This is a genomic window from Staphylococcus argenteus, from assembly GCF_000236925.1.
Taxonomy (GTDB): domain Bacteria; phylum Bacillota; class Bacilli; order Staphylococcales; family Staphylococcaceae; genus Staphylococcus; species Staphylococcus argenteus.
In genome coordinates, this window is the sequence record NC_016941.1 from 1,316,043 (window position 1) to 1,334,200 (window position 18,158).

An 18,158-nucleotide genomic window follows, 5' to 3' on the forward strand; every position below is an offset into this window, starting at 1 on the left:
AATTAAAAAGTTCATAGTAACTGTTGTTGCGTTATTATCGATTATTATCATCGCGCCAATGACAGAATTTAAACCATTCATTCATTTACAAAATGAAGTAAGACAATATATTGATATTCACATCAATAAAGAAACAATTTCTGCAGAAAATAAATTGGATACGCCAAAGAAACAACAATTTGCCTTTAATAATATTCAGATGAACATGTCTAAATCAGAAGTTGAAAAGGTATTGAAACAACCTAAAAGAGTGACATTTAATGAATATGGTACGAAGTGGTATACGTATTATGATGGTGATTACAATAATTTTATAATGGTAAGTTACATTAAAGATAAAGTTAATGCGATATATTCAAATCAAAATATCATCACTTCAAAATCAAAAATTAAATATAACACACCGAAATCGGTTGTAAGGCAAAGATTAGGCGAACCAGAAACCGAGATTGTTAAAGGTAGAGTTCGTTACGAACAAAATAATAAAGAATATGATGTTTTCCATAAAAATCATATTTATACGACGGTATTTTATGATAAACATCGACGTAATAATGTAACAGCTGTTTTGCAAGTAAGCGATGCTATGGAAAATAGATTGAAAGAACAGTATGGCGCGCCATCAAAATCACTGGCAAATAGTTACGAGCTTCAAAATTTTGATTTAGTTAATGCTGAAAGAAAACAACATGAGTTACCAACGCTAAAGTATTCAAAACAGAATTCTGAAACAGCACGAAAACACAGTAAAGATATGGCAGATAACCACTATTTTGATCATACTAACTTAAAAGGTCAATCTCCGTTTGATCGATTGAAAAAAGATGGTATAACATTTAGGTCAGCTGGTGAAAATTTAGCATATGGCCAAGTAAGCAGTATTTACGCACATGAAGGGTTAATGAACTCTCTTGGTCATAGAAAGAATATTTTAAACGACGCATTTAATACATTAGGTGTTGGTGTTGATTTTAATGATGAAAAACAACCGTTTTGGACAGAAAATTACACTGGATAATGTTTCTAAAGCTTGTTTAAAGGGTAATGTTTATCTGTAAGGAAGTAGATAAACATGATGATTTAAGACAAACCAAAAGATGCGGATATATTAGAACGCGTCAAAGACATATTAAATAAAAAAGATAGTAAAAAATAATATTAGCTCGCTTCTGCATATAATTGTAGAGGCGAGTTTTACTTTATGTATAACTAAAACTCTGATTGTTTCTAGTGTTGTAACATACATATAAAGGATGGCATAAAAAACCTCTTGATAATCATTGAGATTTCAAGAGGTTGGAAATTTATTATGAATGAGGGTTTAACAAATGCGATTATATATAAATTGTTGAAATATTACATTTCGCGATATAAACCAATTACTTTACCAATAACTGTAACGTTATCAAGGTATATTGGTTCCATTGTGCTATTTTCAGGTTGTAAACGATATCGATTTCTTTCTTTATAAAAACGTTTAACCGTTGCTTCATCTTCATCTGTCATTGCAACGATGATATCACCATTTTCTGCAATTGTTTGGCTTCGAACAATTACTTTATCTCCATCTAAGATACCTGCTTCAATCATACTGTCGCCCACAACATTTAAAATGAATATATCGCTATTATGTGTTGATGTTAGGTGTTCTGGTAATGGAAAATATTCTTCTACATTTTCAACTGCGGTAATTGGAACACCAGCAGTAACTTTACCAATAACAGGAACATGAATTGTCTCTTCCATATTAATATTGTCATTTGTTTGATCACTTACAATTTCAATTGCACGAGGTTTCGTTGGATCTCGTCTAATATATCCTTTTTCCTCAAGACGTGAAAGATGGCCATGAACTGTTGAACTTGAAGCTAAACCAACCGCTTCGCCAATTTCACGAACACTAGGTGGATAACCTTTCGACTGAACAACTTGTTTAATATAATTATATATTTCGCTTTGTCGTTTTGTTAATTCTCTCATATATAGGCACTCCCTAATTTAATTTAAATTTATTATAGCATTAATTCAAAACTAAAACAAACATTTGTTCGTTAAAATGTTGACATAGAACATAAGTTCTGATAAATTACTTATACAAACAAATGTTCTAGGAGTGAAATCGATGTTTTTCAATAAATATAAAAACTTATCCACATATATAATCATATTTTTAGTTTCAAGCACAGCTTTTTCTATATTCTTATTAAGTGCGAACATCAGTGCTCACACGGAACAAACGTACGAGATGACTGATCACCAAATTAAGACAAAAGCGATTGACAAAACATACGAACATAGTATCCCTACAAACGAAGACGAACAAAAAGACCGAAAAGTGTTCGCGTTTATAAATTAATTCGATAAATTTTTCTATGCTATTTTGCTTATTTCTGCAAAGTAGCGTTTTTTATTACTTTTTAGATGATCTTAAATTTGTTATATTTTGTTAAAGTATTATAATGGTTGGATAAATACAGTGAAAGTAGGTTTTTTAATGAGTAATTCAGATTTGAATATCGAAAGAATAAATGAATTAGCTAGAAAGAAAAAAGCAGAAGGTTTAACACAAGAAGAGGCGAAAGAGCAAACAGCTTTAAGAAAAGCTTATCTTGAAAGTTTTAGAAAAGGATTTAAACAACAAATAGAAAATACAAAAGTGATTGATCCGGAGGGTAATGATGTTACACCGGAAAAAATCAAAGAGATACAGGAAAAAAGAGACAATCAAAATTAGTTCATAACTATATATAGAATTTTCTGACATTAAAATTTGATTTAAGTATTTTACTTATCTTTTTATTTTAAAATAAGTTATAATGTATTTGATAAAATTGAAGAAGGGAAGATATACAAGATGTTTAATGAAAAAGATCAATTAGCTGTTGATACGTTACGTGCTTTAAGTATCGACACAATCGAAAAAGCAAATTCTGGTCATCCAGGACTACCAATGGGAGCTGCCCCAATGGCTTATACTTTGTGGACGCGTCACTTAAATTTCAACCCACAATCAAAAGATTACTTTAACAGAGACCGTTTCGTACTATCAGCTGGGCATGGTTCAGCATTATTGTATAGTTTGTTACACGTTTCAGGAAGTTTAGAATTAGAAGAATTAAAACAATTTAGACAATGGGGTTCTAAGACACCAGGTCATCCTGAATACAGACATACTGATGGTGTAGAAGTTACAACTGGTCCACTTGGACAAGGATTTGCTATGTCAGTTGGTTTGGCATTAGCCGAAGATCATTTAGCTGGTAAATTCAACAAAGATGGATACAATGTTGTAGATCACTACACATATGTATTAGCTTCTGATGGTGATTTAATGGAAGGTATCTCACATGAAGCTGCTTCATTTGCTGGTCATAATAAACTAAGTAAATTAGTCGTACTATATGATTCAAATGATATTTCACTTGATGGTGAATTGAATAAAGCATTTTCAGAAAATACTAAAGAACGTTTTGAAGCATATGGTTGGAACTATCTATTAGTTAAAGATGGCAATGATTTAGAAGAGATTGATCAAGCTATTACTAAAGCTAAATCTCAAGAAGGTCCGACTATTATTGAAGTTAAAACAACAATTGGCTTTGGTTCTCCAAATAAAGCAGGTACTAATGGTGTTCATGGTGCGCCTTTAGGTGAAGACGAAAGAAAATTAACTTTTGAAAATTATGGTTTAGATCCTGAAAAACGTTTCAATGTTTCTGAGGAAGTTTATGAAATTTTCCAAAGTACAATGTTACAACGCGCTAATGAAGATGAGTCTAAATGGAATGCATTATTAGAAAAATATGCTGAAGCTTATCCTGAATTAGCAGAAGAATTTAAATTAGCAGTTAGTGGAAAACTACCTAATAATTATAAAGATGAATTACCTCGCTTTGAATTAGGACATAGCGGTGCATCTCGTGCTGACTCTGGAGCAATCATTCAAGCTATTAGTAAAACTGTCCCTTCATTCTTTGGAGGATCAGCAGACCTTGCTGGTTCTAATAAATCAAATGTAAATAATGCAATTGACTATAGTTCTGAAACACCGGAAGGTAAAAATGTATGGTTTGGTGTACGTGAATTTGCAATGGGAGCTGCTGTTAATGGTATGGCTGCTCATGGAGGTTTACATCCATATGGAGCAACTTTCTTCGTATTTAGTGATTATTTAAAACCGGCATTGCGTTTATCATCAATTATGGGATTAAATGCAACATTTATCTTTACACACGACTCAATTGCAGTTGGTGAAGATGGACCTACACATGAACCTATTGAACAATTAGCTGGGTTAAGAGCTATTCCTAATATGAATGTTATCCGTCCTGCAGATGGAAATGAAACTAGAGTAGCTTGGGAAGTTGCTTTAGAATCAGAATCAACTCCAACTTCATTAGTATTAACACGCCAAAATTTACCAGTGTTAGATGTACCTGAAAATGTAGTTGAAGAAGGTGTGCGTAAAGGTGCATATACAGTTTATGGCACTGAAGAAACGCCAGAATTCTTATTATTAGCATCTGGTTCGGAAGTTAGCTTAGCAATTGAAGCTGCAAAAGATCTTGAAAAACAAGGTAAATCTGTACGCGTAGTTTCTATGCCTAACTGGAATGCATTTGAACAACAATCTGATGAATATAAAGAATCAGTTATTCCATCAAGTGTAACTAAACGTGTTGCTATAGAAATGGCTTCACCACTTGGATGGCATATATATGTAGGTACTGCTGGTAAAGTTATCGCTATTGATGGCTTTGGTGCAAGTGCGCCTGGCGATTTAGTCGTTGAAAAATATGGATTTACTAAAGAAAATATTTTAAATCAAGTAATGAGCTTATAAGAAGCTATTATACAATTTAAGTATTTAGAAGTCTAAGATACCTAATCTTAGGCTTCTTTAATATTAGTGTTTTCATTACATTGAAGACAATTTTAAGGGATAAAAATACTTGAACTTTCTATCAACATTCTTGTTTGACTATGAGATTTTAATTTAATCATAAAAATCACTATTATATCTAAGTGATTTTTGATATTATTTTTAGTATCGATATTAAAATACTTGAATAAACTAGTTCTTGAAATAATGTGTTGAATTTAGTAAAATTCAGTAGGATAAAGAAAGCGGGTGAAACAATGGCAACTTGGTTAGCAATTATTTTAATAATAGGAGCTTTAATTTTAGGTTTAATTGGTGGTTTCTTATTAGCAAGAAAATATATGATGGATTACTTAAAGAAAAACCCACCAATCAACGAAGAAATGCTTCGTATGATGATGATGCAAATGGGTCAAAAACCTTCTCAAAAGAAAATTAATCAAATGATGACGATGATGAATAAAAATATGGATCAAAATATGAAGAGTGCGAAAAAGTAAATTCGCGATTTTTAGAGGCTATTACTCAAATTTGAGTATGGCCTCTTTTTGATTACAAATTAGCAATTAAAAATACATTGAATAATATTGAAGTTAACAAAATGACGAAAAGAATGATAAATGCTATAATTCAGTTTATATGATTATCAGAGAGTTTATTTTATAAGAAGGTGTATGCGTGCTCTACTTAATATTTTCAATAGTTGTAGCTTTATTTATGGGAACTATGGTTATAGTTATCCGTATGAAAGCTCAAAATTATCCGGTAAATGAGAAAAAAATAATTTTGCCACCGTTCTTTATGTCAACGGGTGCCTTAATGTATGTTGTACCTTATTTTAGACTTACTGGGTCTGAAATGTTAGAAGCTTTTATAATTGGCTTGTTGTTTTCTACAGTTTTGATATGGACATCCCGATTTGAAGTTAAAGGTACAGAGATTTATATGAAACGTTCAAAAGCATTTCCGGTCATTTTAATTTCATTACTTATTATTCGTACTGTGATGAAGATATTTATTAGTAATGAAATTGATCCGGGAGAGTTGGGCGGCATGTTCTTTTTATTAGCATTTTGTATGATTGTACCTTGGAGATTAGCAATGCTATATAAATATAAAAAATTAAAGAAAACATTAATCAATTAATTACTTTTAAAACCACTTGTTTTTGGCTACTAAATTAGTCAATAAGTGGTTTTAATTTTACTTGAAACAGAATGAAGAATATATTAAAATAAAAAGCGAACAAATGTTCTATGCGGAGGCAATAATGAAAATTATACATACAGCAGATTGGCATTTAGGAAAAATATTAAACGGCAAACAATTGTTAGAGGACCAAGCATATATTTTGGATAAGTTCGTTGAACAAATGATCATAGAAAAACCAGATGTCATTGTTATAGCTGGAGATTTATATGACACGACTTATCCGAGTAAAGATGCAATTATGTTATTAGAACGAACAATAGGTAAACTTAATTTAGAGTTAAATATTCCAATTATTATAATCAGTGGGAATCATGATGGTAAAGAAAGATTGAATTACGGCGCAAGTTGGTTTGAACATAGTCAACTATACATAAGAACAGATTTTACAACGATTAAGTCACCGATAACTATTAATGAAGTAAATTTCTATACATTGCCATATGCTACTGTTAGCGAAATGAAGCATTATTTTGAAGATGAAAGCATTGAAAATCATCAACAAGGTATTTCTAGATGCATTGATGAAATTCAACATTTACTTGATCCGAAAGCAATTAATATACTAATTGGTCATTTGACTGTACAAGGTGGTAAAACATCTGATTCAGAGAGACCGCTCACAATCGGTACGGTAGAGTCCGTTCAAAAAAATGTATTTAATGTATTTGATCATATAATGCTTGGGCATTTACACCACCCATTTAGTATTAATGATAAAAAGATTAAATATAGTGGTTCATTATTACAGTATTCGTTTTCTGAAGTAGGTCAATCTAAAGGGTATAGACGCATTATAATCGATGGTGATGATATCAGTGATAAATTTATACCAATAGAACCTCTTAGACAATTAGAAATTATTACAGGTGAATACAGTGAAGTTATAAATGAAAAGATTGCTGTAAATAATAAAGAGAATTATTTTCATTTTAAACTTACAAATATGTCTCATATAACAGATCCTATGATGCATTTAAAGCAGGTTTATCCCAATACTTTAGCGCTGACAAATGAAACTTTTAATTATAATGAAGAGAAAAATGTTATTGATATTAGCAGAAAAGATGATATGACTATAATTGAACAATTTTATAATTATATTACAGATACAGGTTTGTCAGAAGTTCAATCAAAAAAGATTAAAAATATTTTAGAAGATAAATTGAGCAAGGAGGATTAATGAATGAAGCCATTACATTTAACTTTAAAAAACTTCGGGCCATTTTTAAAAGAAGAAATTGATTTTTCTAAAATTGATAATAATGAATTGTTTTTGATAAGTGGTAAGACAGGGTCTGGTAAGACAATGATATTCGATGCAATGACTTATGCACTTTTTGGGCAAGCATCAACTAAACAAAGAGAAGAAAATGATTTGAGAAGTCATTTTGCCGATGGAAAAGAACCTATGTCTGTAACATTTCAATTTGAACTAAATCATCTTGTTTATAAATTACATAGACAAGGCCCATATATAAAAGAAGGGAATACTACTAAAACTAATGCTAAATTTGATGTATTTGAATTGGTAGATGATAAATTTGAAATTAGAGAAAGTAAGGTGCAAGCAGGTAATCAATTTATTATTGATTTAGTAGGGGTTAATGCAGAGCAATTTCGTCAACTATTTATCTTACCTCAAGGCGAATTTAAAAAGTTTTTAATATCAAAAAGTAGTGATAAGCAAGGGATATTACGTACACTGTTTGACAGTAATAAATTTGAAGAAGTAAGAGAAATATTAAAAGAAGAAGTGAAAAAAGAAAAAGCGCAGATTGAAAATAGGTATCAGCAAATTGATTTATTATGGCAAGAAATTGAAACATTTAATAATGAAGAGATTAAAAGTCTAATGAATATATCAAGTCAACAAACTGACAAGGTACTAGAAAATATCCCCTTATTAGAAACGAACTTTAACCAACAGTTAAAAAATGTGTACGAGGAAAAAGAAGTAGCTACTAAAAAGTTTGAAAATATAGAAAAGAAAAACCAGGAAAATAAGCTGTTACAAGAGAATATTAGACAATTAGACTCGTATAAAAATAGTTTTGTTCAATTAAAGGAAAATCAACCTGAAATTGATCGAATAGAAGAAAAACTTAAGTTACTTCAAGAGATTACAAGTCTATTGAATTTTATTGATGCTAAAAAGCACATTGAAGCTAAAATGATAAAAGTAAACGATGCGATCAAGGAAACTAAAAATAAAATTTCAGAAGTTGATATTAATAGACAAAGTATTGATAAAGAGTATGAGGTATTAAAAGAGAAAGAGCATACTATTGATAAGAAAATTGCATTTATTGATAAAACTAAGCCTATAAAAAATAATATTACTAAGTATCGAGAAAGTTTTAACAAAGTTGATGGATTAACAATAGAGAATAAACAATTAAAAAAAGAATTAAGTAATTTAAACAAATCATTAGAAGAAATTGAAATTGCTATTAGTAAAAATGATAGTAATTACGAGCATATTGTAGTTCTAAATCATGAAATGAATCAGATTAATGACGACATAAACACAATAAAGGAAAATGAAAATGCTAAGTCAGAGTTAATTAGATTAATGGGTAGCAAACAAGAACTGGAAAAGAGCATTAATAATGAAAAAACAGTTCTAAGTGATTTAGAAATGAAACTTGAGCATTTTGATAAGTCTAAATTAGATTTAAATGATAAAGCAAGCTTTATTCGTGAAATTAAGTCTGCGGTAAAAATTGGAGACCAATGCCCTATATGCGGTAATGAAATTCATGATTTAGGAGAACACATAGATTTTGAAAGTATAGCTAAACGTAAGGCTGATATAAAAGAAATAGAAACAAAAATAACATCTATTAAATCAAGTATTGCTGTAAAACATTCTGATATGAATCATATTAATGAAAAGATATCAAATATTAATGTAAACGAACATCTTGATATTTCTGTAGAAGTATTAAATGAACGATTAACAGAAAAAGAAGTGGAATTAAATAAACAAATTGCTACTAATAAACATGTAGAAGAATTGAAATCTGATAAAGAAAAGTTAACAGCTAAACTTCATCAAAGTCAATTATTATTTAATAGAAATGAATCAGAACTTAAATTGAGTCAACAGCTTATAATTGAATTTGAAACACTCTCAGAGTATCGTGATATTTCTGGCTTTGAAGCGGACTATAATAAGAGTGTACAAGAAGTAAATAATCATCAGGAACTGTCAAAACAAATTGAAAATAAGTTAACACAGCTGACACAACAGCGTTTAATTGAAGAAAATAATTTAAATCATTATAAGCAACAATCTACAACATATAATAATGAATTGAAAGAAAATGAACAGGCTATTGAAAATGAAATGACAAAGTTGAATTTATCACAAGACAGTGATGTTGAAGAAATCATGACGTGGAGAGATGACAAAGTAAGGTTAAAGAAAGTAGTAGATGAATATAAAAAACAATACAACGAATTGGAATTAGAGATAAATAGATTAGAGTCATTAGTTAAAGGTAAAGTAGTCATAAATCCAGTTGAATTAGAAAAAGACTATCAACAAAGTAAAGAAAATTTGAATGCATTGATAGATAAATATTCAGCAGTTCATTACCAATGTGAAAGTAATGTGAAAAAACTAAAATCAATTGAATCGCACATTAATTATTTAAATCAAGAATTGAAGGATCAGCAACAAATTTTTCAACTATCTGAGATTGTTAGCGGTAAAAATAATAAAAACCTCACATTAGAAAATTTTGTCTTAATATATTATTTAGATAAAATTATTGCGCAGGCCAATTTAAGATTAGCGACAATGACAGACAATCGGTATCAGTTGATAAGACGTGAAGCGGTTTCGCAAGGGCTTAGTGGCTTAGAGATTGATGTGTTTGATTTACATTCAAATAAAGCTAGACACATTAGTTCTTTATCAGGTGGGGAAACATTCCAATCTTCATTAGCATTGGCACTTGGGATGAGCGAAATCGTACAGCAACAGTCAGGTGGCATTTCGTTAGAATCTATTTTTATTGATGAAGGTTTTGGTACATTAGATCAGGAAACATTAGAAACTGCATTAGATACACTGTTGAATCTTAAATCAACTGGTAGAATGGTTGGTATCATTTCACATGTAACTGAATTGAAAAATAGAATACCCTTAGTTTTAGAAGTTAAATCAAATCAATATCAGAGTTCAACAATTTTTAGAAGAAATTAAAACATAAAAAATAGAGATGTTTCAATGGATTAAAAAAATCATTGAACATCCCTATTTTTTAAAATTATTTTTTTTCGCGTAATAAATCTCTGATTTCAGTTAATAATACTACATTTTCTTCTACAACAGCTTCTTCTTCAGCTTCTTCTTTCTTCATTAAAGTATTAGCGATTTTAACGAAGATGAATAAAGCGAATGCGATAATAATAAAGTCAATTATTGACTGAATAAATAAACCGTATTTAATTCCCCAGAATGACCATTCTTTAGCAAAATCAACTGAACCGAAAATTTTACCAATCAATGGCATAATTATATTTTCAACTAATGAAGTTACAATCTTGTTGAAAGCAGCGCCCATTACAACGGCGATAGCTAGGTCTAAGACATTACCTTTTAAGGCAAACTCTTTAAACTCTTTTAACATTACACTCAACCTCTCTTTTTTAAATGTAACCTCAATTATACAACAAATAAAATATTTAGAAAATAGTTTATTTAAGGAAATTTGATTATCGTAAAGACCTTTGTTATCCTATAAAGGTGCGTGAGTAAAAAATAAAATGTTTTGATAAATTTTTTATTTTACTACATAAAACTAAATATAGAATTGAAGGGAGTAATTAATTATGAATTCTTCTTCACCAGAGAATCCAAATGGCAAGAAGTATTCACCGGTGTTCATCTATAGTGCGATTGTTGTTGCTATAGTCGTATTACTTGGTGCATTTTTACCTGAACAATTCAACTATGTGACCAATAATATTAAAATATGGATTACAGAAAAATTAGGTTGGTATTATTTAATTCTTACAACGATTATTGTCTTCTTCTGTATTTTCCTTATTTTTAGTCCGATTGGTAAACTGAAATTAGGTAAGCCAAATGACAAACCAGAATTTAATACAATTTCTTGGTTTGCAATGCTATTTAGTGCTGGCATGGGTATTGGATTAGTATTCTACGGGGCTGCTGAACCGATGGCACATTTTGCTGCGCCGCCAACAGCTGATCCAAAGACTACGGAAGCTTATACTGAAGCACTTCGATCAACATTTTTCCATTGGGGATTCCACGCTTGGGCTGTCTATGGTGTTGTTGCATTAGCGTTAGCCTATGCACAATTTCGTAAAGGTGAGCCTGGCTTGTTATCAAGAACATTGCGTCCAATTTTAGGTGATAAAGTTGAAGGGCCAATTGGAATTTTAATTGATGTATTATCTGTTTTTGCCACTATCGTTGGGGTAGCTGTTTCTCTAGGTATGGGTGCACTACAAATTAATGGTGGTTTACATTATTTATTCAACGTTCCAAATAACACATTTGTACAAGCGATTATTATTATTGTAGTTACAATTTTATTTATCGCAAGTGCATGGTCAGGTCTAAGTAAAGGAATTCAATATTTAAGTAACTTAAATATTGGGCTAGGTACTATTTTGATGATAGCTGCATTAATAGTTGGACCGACTGTACTTATACTCAACATGTTAACTAGTTCAACAGGTAGTTTATTGAATACATTTTTATTTAATAGTTTTGATACTGCAGCTTTAAATCCTCAAAAACGTGAGTGGATGTCTTCATGGACACTTTACTATTGGGGTTGGTGGTTAAGCTGGAGCCCATTTGTTGGTGTGTTTATTGCTCGTGTTTCAAAAGGGCGTTCAATTAGAGAGTTCATTTCTGGCGTTTTATTAGTACCTGCCATCGTAAGTTTTATATGGTTTAGTGTTTTTGGTGTGCTAGGCATCGAAACTGGTAAAAAACATAAAGAAATATTCGATATGACACCTGAGACACAACTATTTGGCGTATTTAATCATGTTCCATTTGGTATTGTATTATCACTTATTGCTTTATTATTGATTGCTTCATTCTTTATTACGTCTGCAGATTCAGCTACATTCGTATTAGGAATGCAAACGACATTTGGGTCATTAAATCCTTCAAGTATGGTTAAAGTTGTATGGGGAATTTCACAAGCTTTAATTGCATTTGTACTTTTATTAGCTGGTGGCGGTAATGGTGCAGAAGCTTTAAATGCAATTCAAAGTGCTGCGATTATAAGTGCGTTCCCATTCTCCTTTGTAGTCATATTAATGATGATTAGCTTCTATAAAGACGCTAACCAAGAACGTAAATTCTTAGGTTTAACATTGACACCAAATAAACATCGATTACAAGAATATATTAAGAGTCAACAAGAAGATTATGAGTCAGATATTCTTGAAAAGCGCCAATCTCGTAGGAATTTAGAGAAAAAAGATAACTAAATTTTCTGCACGACGATTAGACTGGGTGTTTTCTATAATGGAAAGTAATCTAACTAGTAATTTTATTGTTAATGAGTTAAATTAATCAAAGACACTTAATTAAATCCGAAGTTTCGTAATATACAAAAACGAAGCTTCGGATTTTTTGTTTTTATTTTTTTAAAAGGTACTGCATATCATGAATGCTATTTAGAATTTGTTTTTTAAATAAAATTTAGCTGATTTTAAATCATAAAACAAACTATGTGAATTTTAATTTTTGTACAAAAATATTTTGATTAAATGATGAACATAATATTTAATATTTGGGTTAAGTTCCGAAAAAACAAAAATAGTAGAAAGTGTATTCTTGCTATTCCAATTAGAAAAACAATTGCGAGATTGATAATTATTCTCAATTAATAAAAAATACTTATTACACTATGTACATATGATAAGTTTTTCTTATGGATACTGATTAAAAAGTCGAAATGTAATTTAAGCGTTTTCTAAGCGTCATGAGTTGTTTATCAATTAATATAATAATACAATTTAATTAAGGCATATAAATATAAAAATGTATCAAGGGGGATCATTAAATGGCTGCAAATTTTAAAGAGCAATCAAAAAAACATTTTGACTTAAATGGCCAAAGTTATACTTACTATGATTTAAAAGCGGTAGAAGATCGAGGAATTACTAAAGTTTCAAACCTACCTTATTCTATTCGAGTATTACTAGAATCATTACTTCGCCAGGAAGATGATTTTGTAATTACAGACGAGCATATTAAAGCTTTGAGTCAATTTGGAGAAGATGGAAATGAAGGAGAAGTACCATTTAAACCTTCTCGTGTTATTTTACAAGATTTCACTGGTGTACCTGCCGTAGTTGATTTAGCTTCTTTACGAAAAGCTATGGACGATGTTGGGGGAGATATTTCAAAAATCAATCCGGAAGTGCCAGTTGATTTAGTTATTGACCACTCAGTTCAAGTGGATAGTTATGCAAATCCTGAAGCACTTGAACGCAATATGAAATTAGAATTTGAACGTAACTATGAACGTTATCAATTTTTGAATTGGGCTACTAAAGCATTCGATAATTATAATGCAGTGCCACCTGCAACAGGTATTGTGCACCAAGTTAACTTAGAATATTTAGCAAGTGTTGTACATGTTCGTGACGTAGATGGCGAAAAAACTGCTTTCCCTGATACATTAGTTGGTACCGATTCTCATACAACAATGATTAACGGAATTGGTGTTCTTGGCTGGGGTGTTGGTGGTATCGAAGCAGAAGCAGGAATGTTAGGTCAACCATCTTACTTCCCAATTCCAGAAGTTATTGGAGTGCGCTTGGTGAATTCATTGCCTCAAGGTGCAACAGCAACTGATTTAGCGCTAAGAGTTACACAAGAATTACGTAAAAAAGGTGTTGTAGGCAAGTTTGTAGAATTCTTTGGCCCAGGTGTACAACATTTACCATTAGCTGACCGTGCAACGATTGCTAACATGGCGCCAGAATATGGTGCGACTTGTGGATTCTTCCCAGTTGATGATGAATCTCTTAAATATATGAAGTTAACTGGTCGTTCAGATGAACATATCGCACTTGTAAAAGAATATTTACAACAAAACCATATGTTCTTTGATGTTGAAAAAGAAGATCCTAATTATACAGATGTTATTGAGTTAGACTTAGCAACAGTTGAAGCTTCATTATCAGGACCAAAACGTCCACAAGATTTAATTTTCTTAAGTGATATGAAAACAGCTTTTGAAGATTCAGTTACAGCACCAGCAGGAAACCAAGGTCATGGATTAGATAAAAGTGAATTTGATAAAAAAGCTGAAATTGAATTCAAAGATGGCTCAAAAGCTTCTATGAAAACTGGTGATATTGCGATTGCAGCAATTACTTCATGTACGAACACTTCTAACCCATACGTAATGCTTGGCGCAGGCTTGGTAGCTAAAAAAGCAGTAGAAAAAGGTTTGAAAGTACCTGAATATGTTAAAACATCTCTAGCACCAGGTTCAAAAGTTGTAACTGGTTATTTGAGAGACTCAGGATTACAAACATATTTAGATGATTTAGGTTTTAATTTAGTAGGATATGGATGTACTACATGTATCGGTAACTCAGGTCCATTATTACCAGAAATTGAAAAAGCAATTGCTGATGAGGACTTATTAGTTACTTCTGTATTATCAGGTAACCGTAATTTCGAAGGACGTATCCATCCACTTGTTAAAGCTAACTATTTAGCATCACCTCAGTTAGTTGTTGCATATGCATTAGCAGGAACAGTTGATATCGATTTACAAAATGAGCCAATTGGAAAAGGTAAAGATGGAGAAGATGTATATTTACAAGACATTTGGCCAACAATTAAAGAAGTTTCAGATACAGTTGATAGCGTAGTTACACCAGAATTATTTATTGAAGAATATAAAAATGTTTATAACAATAACGAATTATGGAATGAAATTGATGTAACTGATCAACCTTTATATGATTTTGATCCAAATTCTACGTATATTCAAAATCCTTCTTTCTTCCAAGGTTTATCTAAAGAACCTGGTAAAATTGTACCGTTAAGCGGTTTACGAGTTATGGGGAAATTCGGTGACTCAGTTACAACAGACCATATTTCTCCAGCAGGTGCAATCGGTAAAGATACACCAGCAGGTAAATATTTACTAGAACATGATGTTCCTATTCGTGAGTTTAACTCTTACGGTTCACGACGTGGTAACCACGAAGTAATGGTTCGAGGTACATTTGCAAATATTCGTATCAAAAACCAACTAGCACCAGGAACAGAGGGTGGATTCACTACTTATTGGCCAACAAATGAAGTGATGCCAATTTTTGATGCTGCTATGAAATATAAAGAAGACGGCACAGGATTAGTAGTGTTAGCTGGTAATGACTACGGTATGGGTTCATCACGTGACTGGGCAGCAAAAGGAACAAACTTATTAGGTGTCAAAACAGTTATCGCGCAAAGTTACGAACGTATTCATCGTTCAAATCTAGTTATGATGGGTGTGTTACCTTTAGAGTTTAGAAAAGGTGAATCAGCTGTTGCGCTTGGTTTAGACGGTACCGAAGAAATTTCAGTAAATATTGATGAAAATGTACAGCCTCATGATTTTGTTAAAGTAACTGCTAAAAAACAAGATGGCGAGTTAGTAGAATTTGATGCAATGGTACGTTTCGACTCATTAGTGGAAATGGACTACTATCGTCACGGTGGTATTTTACAAATGGTTTTAAGAAATAAATTAGCTCAATAATAAGTGTAACAATTCAAACTTTGAAATATGGCTACATTATAGCTTGAGTATTGAAGATATATTTGAATTTGAAACATAATCGGTCGGTTCAAAACATTCGTGTTGTTGGCCGACCTCTTTTTTATATTTATGTTAAAATTATAAGTAAAGTTTATCTGAAAGAAGGCTTAAAATGATATATAGTATAACAGAAATAGAAGCACGTTACGCTGAAACTGATAAAATGGGTGTTATTTATCATGGCAATTATGCAACTTGGTTTGAAGTAGCAAGATTGGACTATATAACAAAGTTAGGTTTTAGTTATGCTGATATGGAAAAGCAAGGAATCATTTCACCTGTAACTGAACTTAATGTTAATTTTAAAAAGTCTATTTTTTATCCGGAAAAAGTTAAAATTAAAACTTGGGTAGAGCATTATTCTCGATTACGTTCAGTTTATAAGTATGAAATTTTTAATGAACAAGGTGAGCTTGCTACAACTGGCTCTACAGAATTGATATGTATTAAAGAAGATACATTTAAGCCAATACGATTAGATCGCTATTTCCCTGATTGGCATGAAGCATATCACAAAGTTTCAGAATTGAATAAAGCTGGAACGACATTTGAAGTGGTTGACGGGATTGAATAACTATAAATTTTGATACTATTTTAGCTAGCTTATTAACTTATAAACTTGAACTTTATATTCATAACAGGAAAAAACTTTCGGTTGAATGAAGTTTATTTGGGGCTTGGTTATTATATGTAAAATAGAAATGTTAAAGTTTTAAAATAGCATATTGCAAATTTTTATGATTAATCATGAAACAAATTAAACACGAGCTTGATTGCACATCATCATTAGCGCAATCAAGCTCGTGTTTTCTATATTTATTTTGCGGTATAAGATATTTCATCTTCATGATCGACTACATTTACAATGATATGATCATCTTCGAAGTACCACAAATCTTTTTCTGCAACAACAATATTTAATCCATCATAATGTTGCTCATAGCCAACATCAACATTTTCTTTAGGTTCAACTGTAAAAGCAGGACTAAACCCTTGCTTGAGTTGGAATTCGCCACCATATCTTACGAAAAACACAAGTACTTTATTATTTTCAGGTAACTCAAGTTCATTTTTAAACCAAGATACAGCTGCATCAGTAAGTTCTATTTGCATAACAACGACCTCCAATATTATTACGAAATGGGCGTGAGACAGAAATCATAAATAAATACTAATTTCTATAAAAGTATTTATTTATGATTGGTTCCCAAACTTGCATTGCTTGTAGAATTTCTTTTCGAAATTCTCTGTGTTGGGGCCCACCCCAACTTGCATTGTCTGTAGAAATTGGGATTCAATTTCTCTGTGTTGGGGCCCCACCCCAACTTGCACATTATTGTAAGCTGACTTTCTGTCAGCTTTTGTGTTGGGGCCCCGGTACTGAATTGAAAAAGCTTGTTGTATGTGCATTTTCATTCTGCTAACTATTGCCAATATAGCATTTTAGGGGCTAGGACATTGATTTATGTCTCGATCTCAAATGTTCTTATAAAAAACTAAGTATAATTGAATTTTAAGTTAAAATAATTGTTTTTGCAAAAATAAAATAATCCATCAGCTGCAAAATTTTATGCAATGATGGACTACTGTCAAAAAATTGTTACATCCATTTAATTTTAGGTTCTTCGCCTCTGAAAATTCTTGCAATATTAGAACGATGTCTAATGATTAAGATTATTGAAACTAAGAAACTAACGACTAGTAAAATATAGTCTTGAATAATGAGTGAACCGATGACACAGCAAATTGCTGCCACAATACTTGCTAATGAAACGTATTTAAAAATCTTCAGAACTACAAAGAAGATGATTGCAAGTATTAACAAAAGTATTGGGTTAACACCTAATACGACACCGGCACTTGTTGCAACTGCTTTGCCACCTTGGAATTTTAAATAAATTGGGTAAACGTGCCCAAGAATGGCGAATAAGCCAACGATTAAGCCGTTTGTGAAAAAAGTACTAATAGGGCCATCAGCATGAACTGGTAACCAAAGAGGGAAGAATACTGTAATAAACCCTTTAAATATATCTAAAAATGTTACCAAGAATCCTGCAGGACGACCTAAAACTCTAAAGCTATTAGTAGCGCCAGTATTACCACTACCAAATTGTCTTATATCTTTTTTGAAAAATACTTTTCCAATTACAAACCCACTTGGGAATGCGCCGATAAGATAACTTAGTAGTAACATGACGATTATCATCATAAATATTACACATCCTTTAATA

15 protein-coding genes are annotated in these 18,158 nt (G+C 31.4%); 11 read left to right on the top strand and 4 right to left on the bottom strand.

The window, feature by feature from the left end:
* Position 1 precedes the first annotated feature (1 nt).
* On the top strand, positions 2–1,018 hold the full coding sequence (locus SAMSHR1132_RS06205; protein ID WP_169929177.1) for a CAP domain-containing protein: 1,017 nt from the start codon (positions 2–4) through the stop codon (positions 1,016–1,018).
* A gap of 338 nt (positions 1,019–1,356) precedes the next feature.
* On the opposite strand, the gene lexA is transcribed toward SAMSHR1132_RS06205, so the two are convergent.
* Positions 1,357–1,980, bottom strand: coding sequence for a transcriptional repressor LexA (lexA, locus tag SAMSHR1132_RS06210; RefSeq protein ID WP_001208758.1), 624 nt, complete (start codon positions 1,978–1,980; stop codon positions 1,357–1,359).
* A gap of 142 nt (positions 1,981–2,122) precedes the next feature.
* On the opposite strand from lexA, the gene sosA reads away from it, so the two are divergent.
* From sosA to sbcC, 7 genes are all read left to right on the top strand, one after another.
* Positions 2,123–2,356, top strand: coding sequence for a DNA damage-induced cell division inhibitor SosA (gene sosA, locus SAMSHR1132_RS06215; RefSeq protein WP_000465868.1), 234 nt, complete (start codon positions 2,123–2,125; stop codon positions 2,354–2,356).
* A gap of 138 nt (positions 2,357–2,494) precedes the next feature.
* Positions 2,495–2,734 carry a DUF896 domain-containing protein gene (locus SAMSHR1132_RS06220; protein ID WP_000071354.1) on the top strand — a complete coding sequence of 80 codons (240 nt, stop codon included), beginning with the start codon at positions 2,495–2,497 and terminating at the stop codon, positions 2,732–2,734.
* A 120-nt stretch (positions 2,735–2,854) separates the two neighbouring features.
* A complete protein-coding gene (tkt, locus tag SAMSHR1132_RS06225) occupies positions 2,855–4,843 on the top strand; it encodes a transketolase (RefSeq protein ID WP_000481435.1) in 1,989 nt (662 codons plus the stop codon).
* A gap of 296 nt (positions 4,844–5,139) precedes the next feature.
* Positions 5,140–5,382, top strand: coding sequence for a YneF family protein (locus SAMSHR1132_RS06230; protein WP_000246912.1), 243 nt, complete (start codon positions 5,140–5,142; stop codon positions 5,380–5,382).
* Positions 5,383–5,560: 178 nt separating this feature from the next.
* The gene (locus SAMSHR1132_RS06235; RefSeq protein WP_000966148.1) at positions 5,561–6,028 is read left to right on the top strand and encodes a CcdC family protein; all 468 of its coding nucleotides are present in this window, start codon (positions 5,561–5,563) and stop codon (positions 6,026–6,028) included.
* 124 nt (positions 6,029–6,152) lie between these two features.
* A complete protein-coding gene (sbcD, locus tag SAMSHR1132_RS06240; protein ID WP_000691280.1) occupies positions 6,153–7,274 on the top strand; it encodes an exonuclease subunit SbcD in 1,122 nt (373 codons plus the stop codon).
* A 3-nt stretch (positions 7,275–7,277) separates the two neighbouring features.
* Positions 7,278–10,307: an exonuclease subunit SbcC gene (gene sbcC / locus SAMSHR1132_RS06245; protein WP_000803179.1), complete on the top strand. Its 3,030-nt coding sequence runs from the start codon at positions 7,278–7,280 to the stop codon at positions 10,305–10,307.
* 64 nt (positions 10,308–10,371) lie between these two features.
* On the opposite strand, the gene mscL is transcribed toward sbcC, so the two are convergent.
* Positions 10,372–10,734 carry a large conductance mechanosensitive channel protein MscL gene (gene mscL / locus SAMSHR1132_RS06250; RefSeq protein ID WP_000910495.1) on the bottom strand — a complete coding sequence of 121 codons (363 nt, stop codon included), beginning with the start codon at positions 10,732–10,734 and terminating at the stop codon, positions 10,372–10,374.
* Positions 10,735–10,936: 202 nt separating this feature from the next.
* Here mscL and SAMSHR1132_RS06255 point away from each other — a divergent pair, with 202 nt between their 5' ends.
* The 3 genes from SAMSHR1132_RS06255 to menI all read left to right on the top strand — a co-directional run bounded on the left by SAMSHR1132_RS06255 (position 10,937) and on the right by menI (position 16,501).
* The gene (locus SAMSHR1132_RS06255) at positions 10,937–12,583 is read left to right on the top strand and encodes a BCCT family transporter (RefSeq protein WP_001088975.1); all 1,647 of its coding nucleotides are present in this window, start codon (positions 10,937–10,939) and stop codon (positions 12,581–12,583) included.
* Between the two features lie 578 nt (positions 12,584–13,161).
* Positions 13,162–15,867, top strand: coding sequence for an aconitate hydratase AcnA (gene acnA / locus SAMSHR1132_RS06260; protein WP_000729726.1), 2,706 nt, complete (start codon positions 13,162–13,164; stop codon positions 15,865–15,867).
* A 172-nt stretch (positions 15,868–16,039) separates the two neighbouring features.
* Entirely contained in the window at positions 16,040–16,501 is a 462-nt protein-coding gene (menI, locus tag SAMSHR1132_RS06265) for a 1,4-dihydroxy-2-naphthoyl-CoA hydrolase MenI (RefSeq protein ID WP_000640491.1), read from the top strand.
* A 242-nt stretch (positions 16,502–16,743) separates the two neighbouring features.
* Here menI and SAMSHR1132_RS06270 read toward each other — a convergent pair whose 3' ends face one another.
* Both SAMSHR1132_RS06270 and plsY read right to left on the bottom strand, forming a co-directional pair.
* Complete coding sequence (locus SAMSHR1132_RS06270; protein WP_001165371.1) at positions 16,744–17,040, bottom strand: HesB/YadR/YfhF family protein; 297 nt, start codon at positions 17,038–17,040, stop codon at positions 16,744–16,746.
* A gap of 487 nt (positions 17,041–17,527) precedes the next feature.
* Positions 17,528–18,136 carry a glycerol-3-phosphate 1-O-acyltransferase PlsY gene (gene plsY / locus SAMSHR1132_RS06280; RefSeq protein ID WP_000972782.1) on the bottom strand — a complete coding sequence of 203 codons (609 nt, stop codon included), beginning with the start codon at positions 18,134–18,136 and terminating at the stop codon, positions 17,528–17,530.
* Positions 18,137–18,158: the final 22 nt, after the last annotated feature.

Excerpts from the sequence above, each read along its gene's own strand:
- lexA (WP_001208758.1), bottom strand. The coding sequence starts at position 1,980 with ATGAGAGAATTAACAAAACGACAAAGCGAAATATATAATTATATTAAA.
- sosA (WP_000465868.1), top strand. The coding sequence starts at position 2,123 with ATGTTTTTCAATAAATATAAAAACTTATCCACATATATAATCATATTT.
- SAMSHR1132_RS06220 (WP_000071354.1), top strand. The coding sequence starts at position 2,495 with ATGAGTAATTCAGATTTGAATATCGAAAGAATAAATGAATTAGCTAGA.
- tkt (WP_000481435.1), top strand. The coding sequence starts at position 2,855 with ATGTTTAATGAAAAAGATCAATTAGCTGTTGATACGTTACGTGCTTTA.
- SAMSHR1132_RS06230 (WP_000246912.1), top strand. The coding sequence starts at position 5,140 with ATGGCAACTTGGTTAGCAATTATTTTAATAATAGGAGCTTTAATTTTA.
- sbcD (WP_000691280.1), top strand. The coding sequence starts at position 6,153 with ATGAAAATTATACATACAGCAGATTGGCATTTAGGAAAAATATTAAAC.
- sbcC (WP_000803179.1), top strand. The coding sequence starts at position 7,278 with ATGAAGCCATTACATTTAACTTTAAAAAACTTCGGGCCATTTTTAAAA.
- mscL (WP_000910495.1), bottom strand. The coding sequence starts at position 10,734 with ATGTTAAAAGAGTTTAAAGAGTTTGCCTTAAAAGGTAATGTCTTAGAC.
- SAMSHR1132_RS06255 (WP_001088975.1), top strand. The coding sequence starts at position 10,937 with ATGAATTCTTCTTCACCAGAGAATCCAAATGGCAAGAAGTATTCACCG.
- acnA (WP_000729726.1), top strand. The coding sequence starts at position 13,162 with ATGGCTGCAAATTTTAAAGAGCAATCAAAAAAACATTTTGACTTAAAT.
- menI (WP_000640491.1), top strand. The coding sequence starts at position 16,040 with ATGATATATAGTATAACAGAAATAGAAGCACGTTACGCTGAAACTGAT.
- SAMSHR1132_RS06270 (WP_001165371.1), bottom strand. The coding sequence starts at position 17,040 with ATGCAAATAGAACTTACTGATGCAGCTGTATCTTGGTTTAAAAATGAA.
- plsY (WP_000972782.1), bottom strand. The coding sequence starts at position 18,136 with ATGATGATAATCGTCATGTTACTACTAAGTTATCTTATCGGCGCATTC.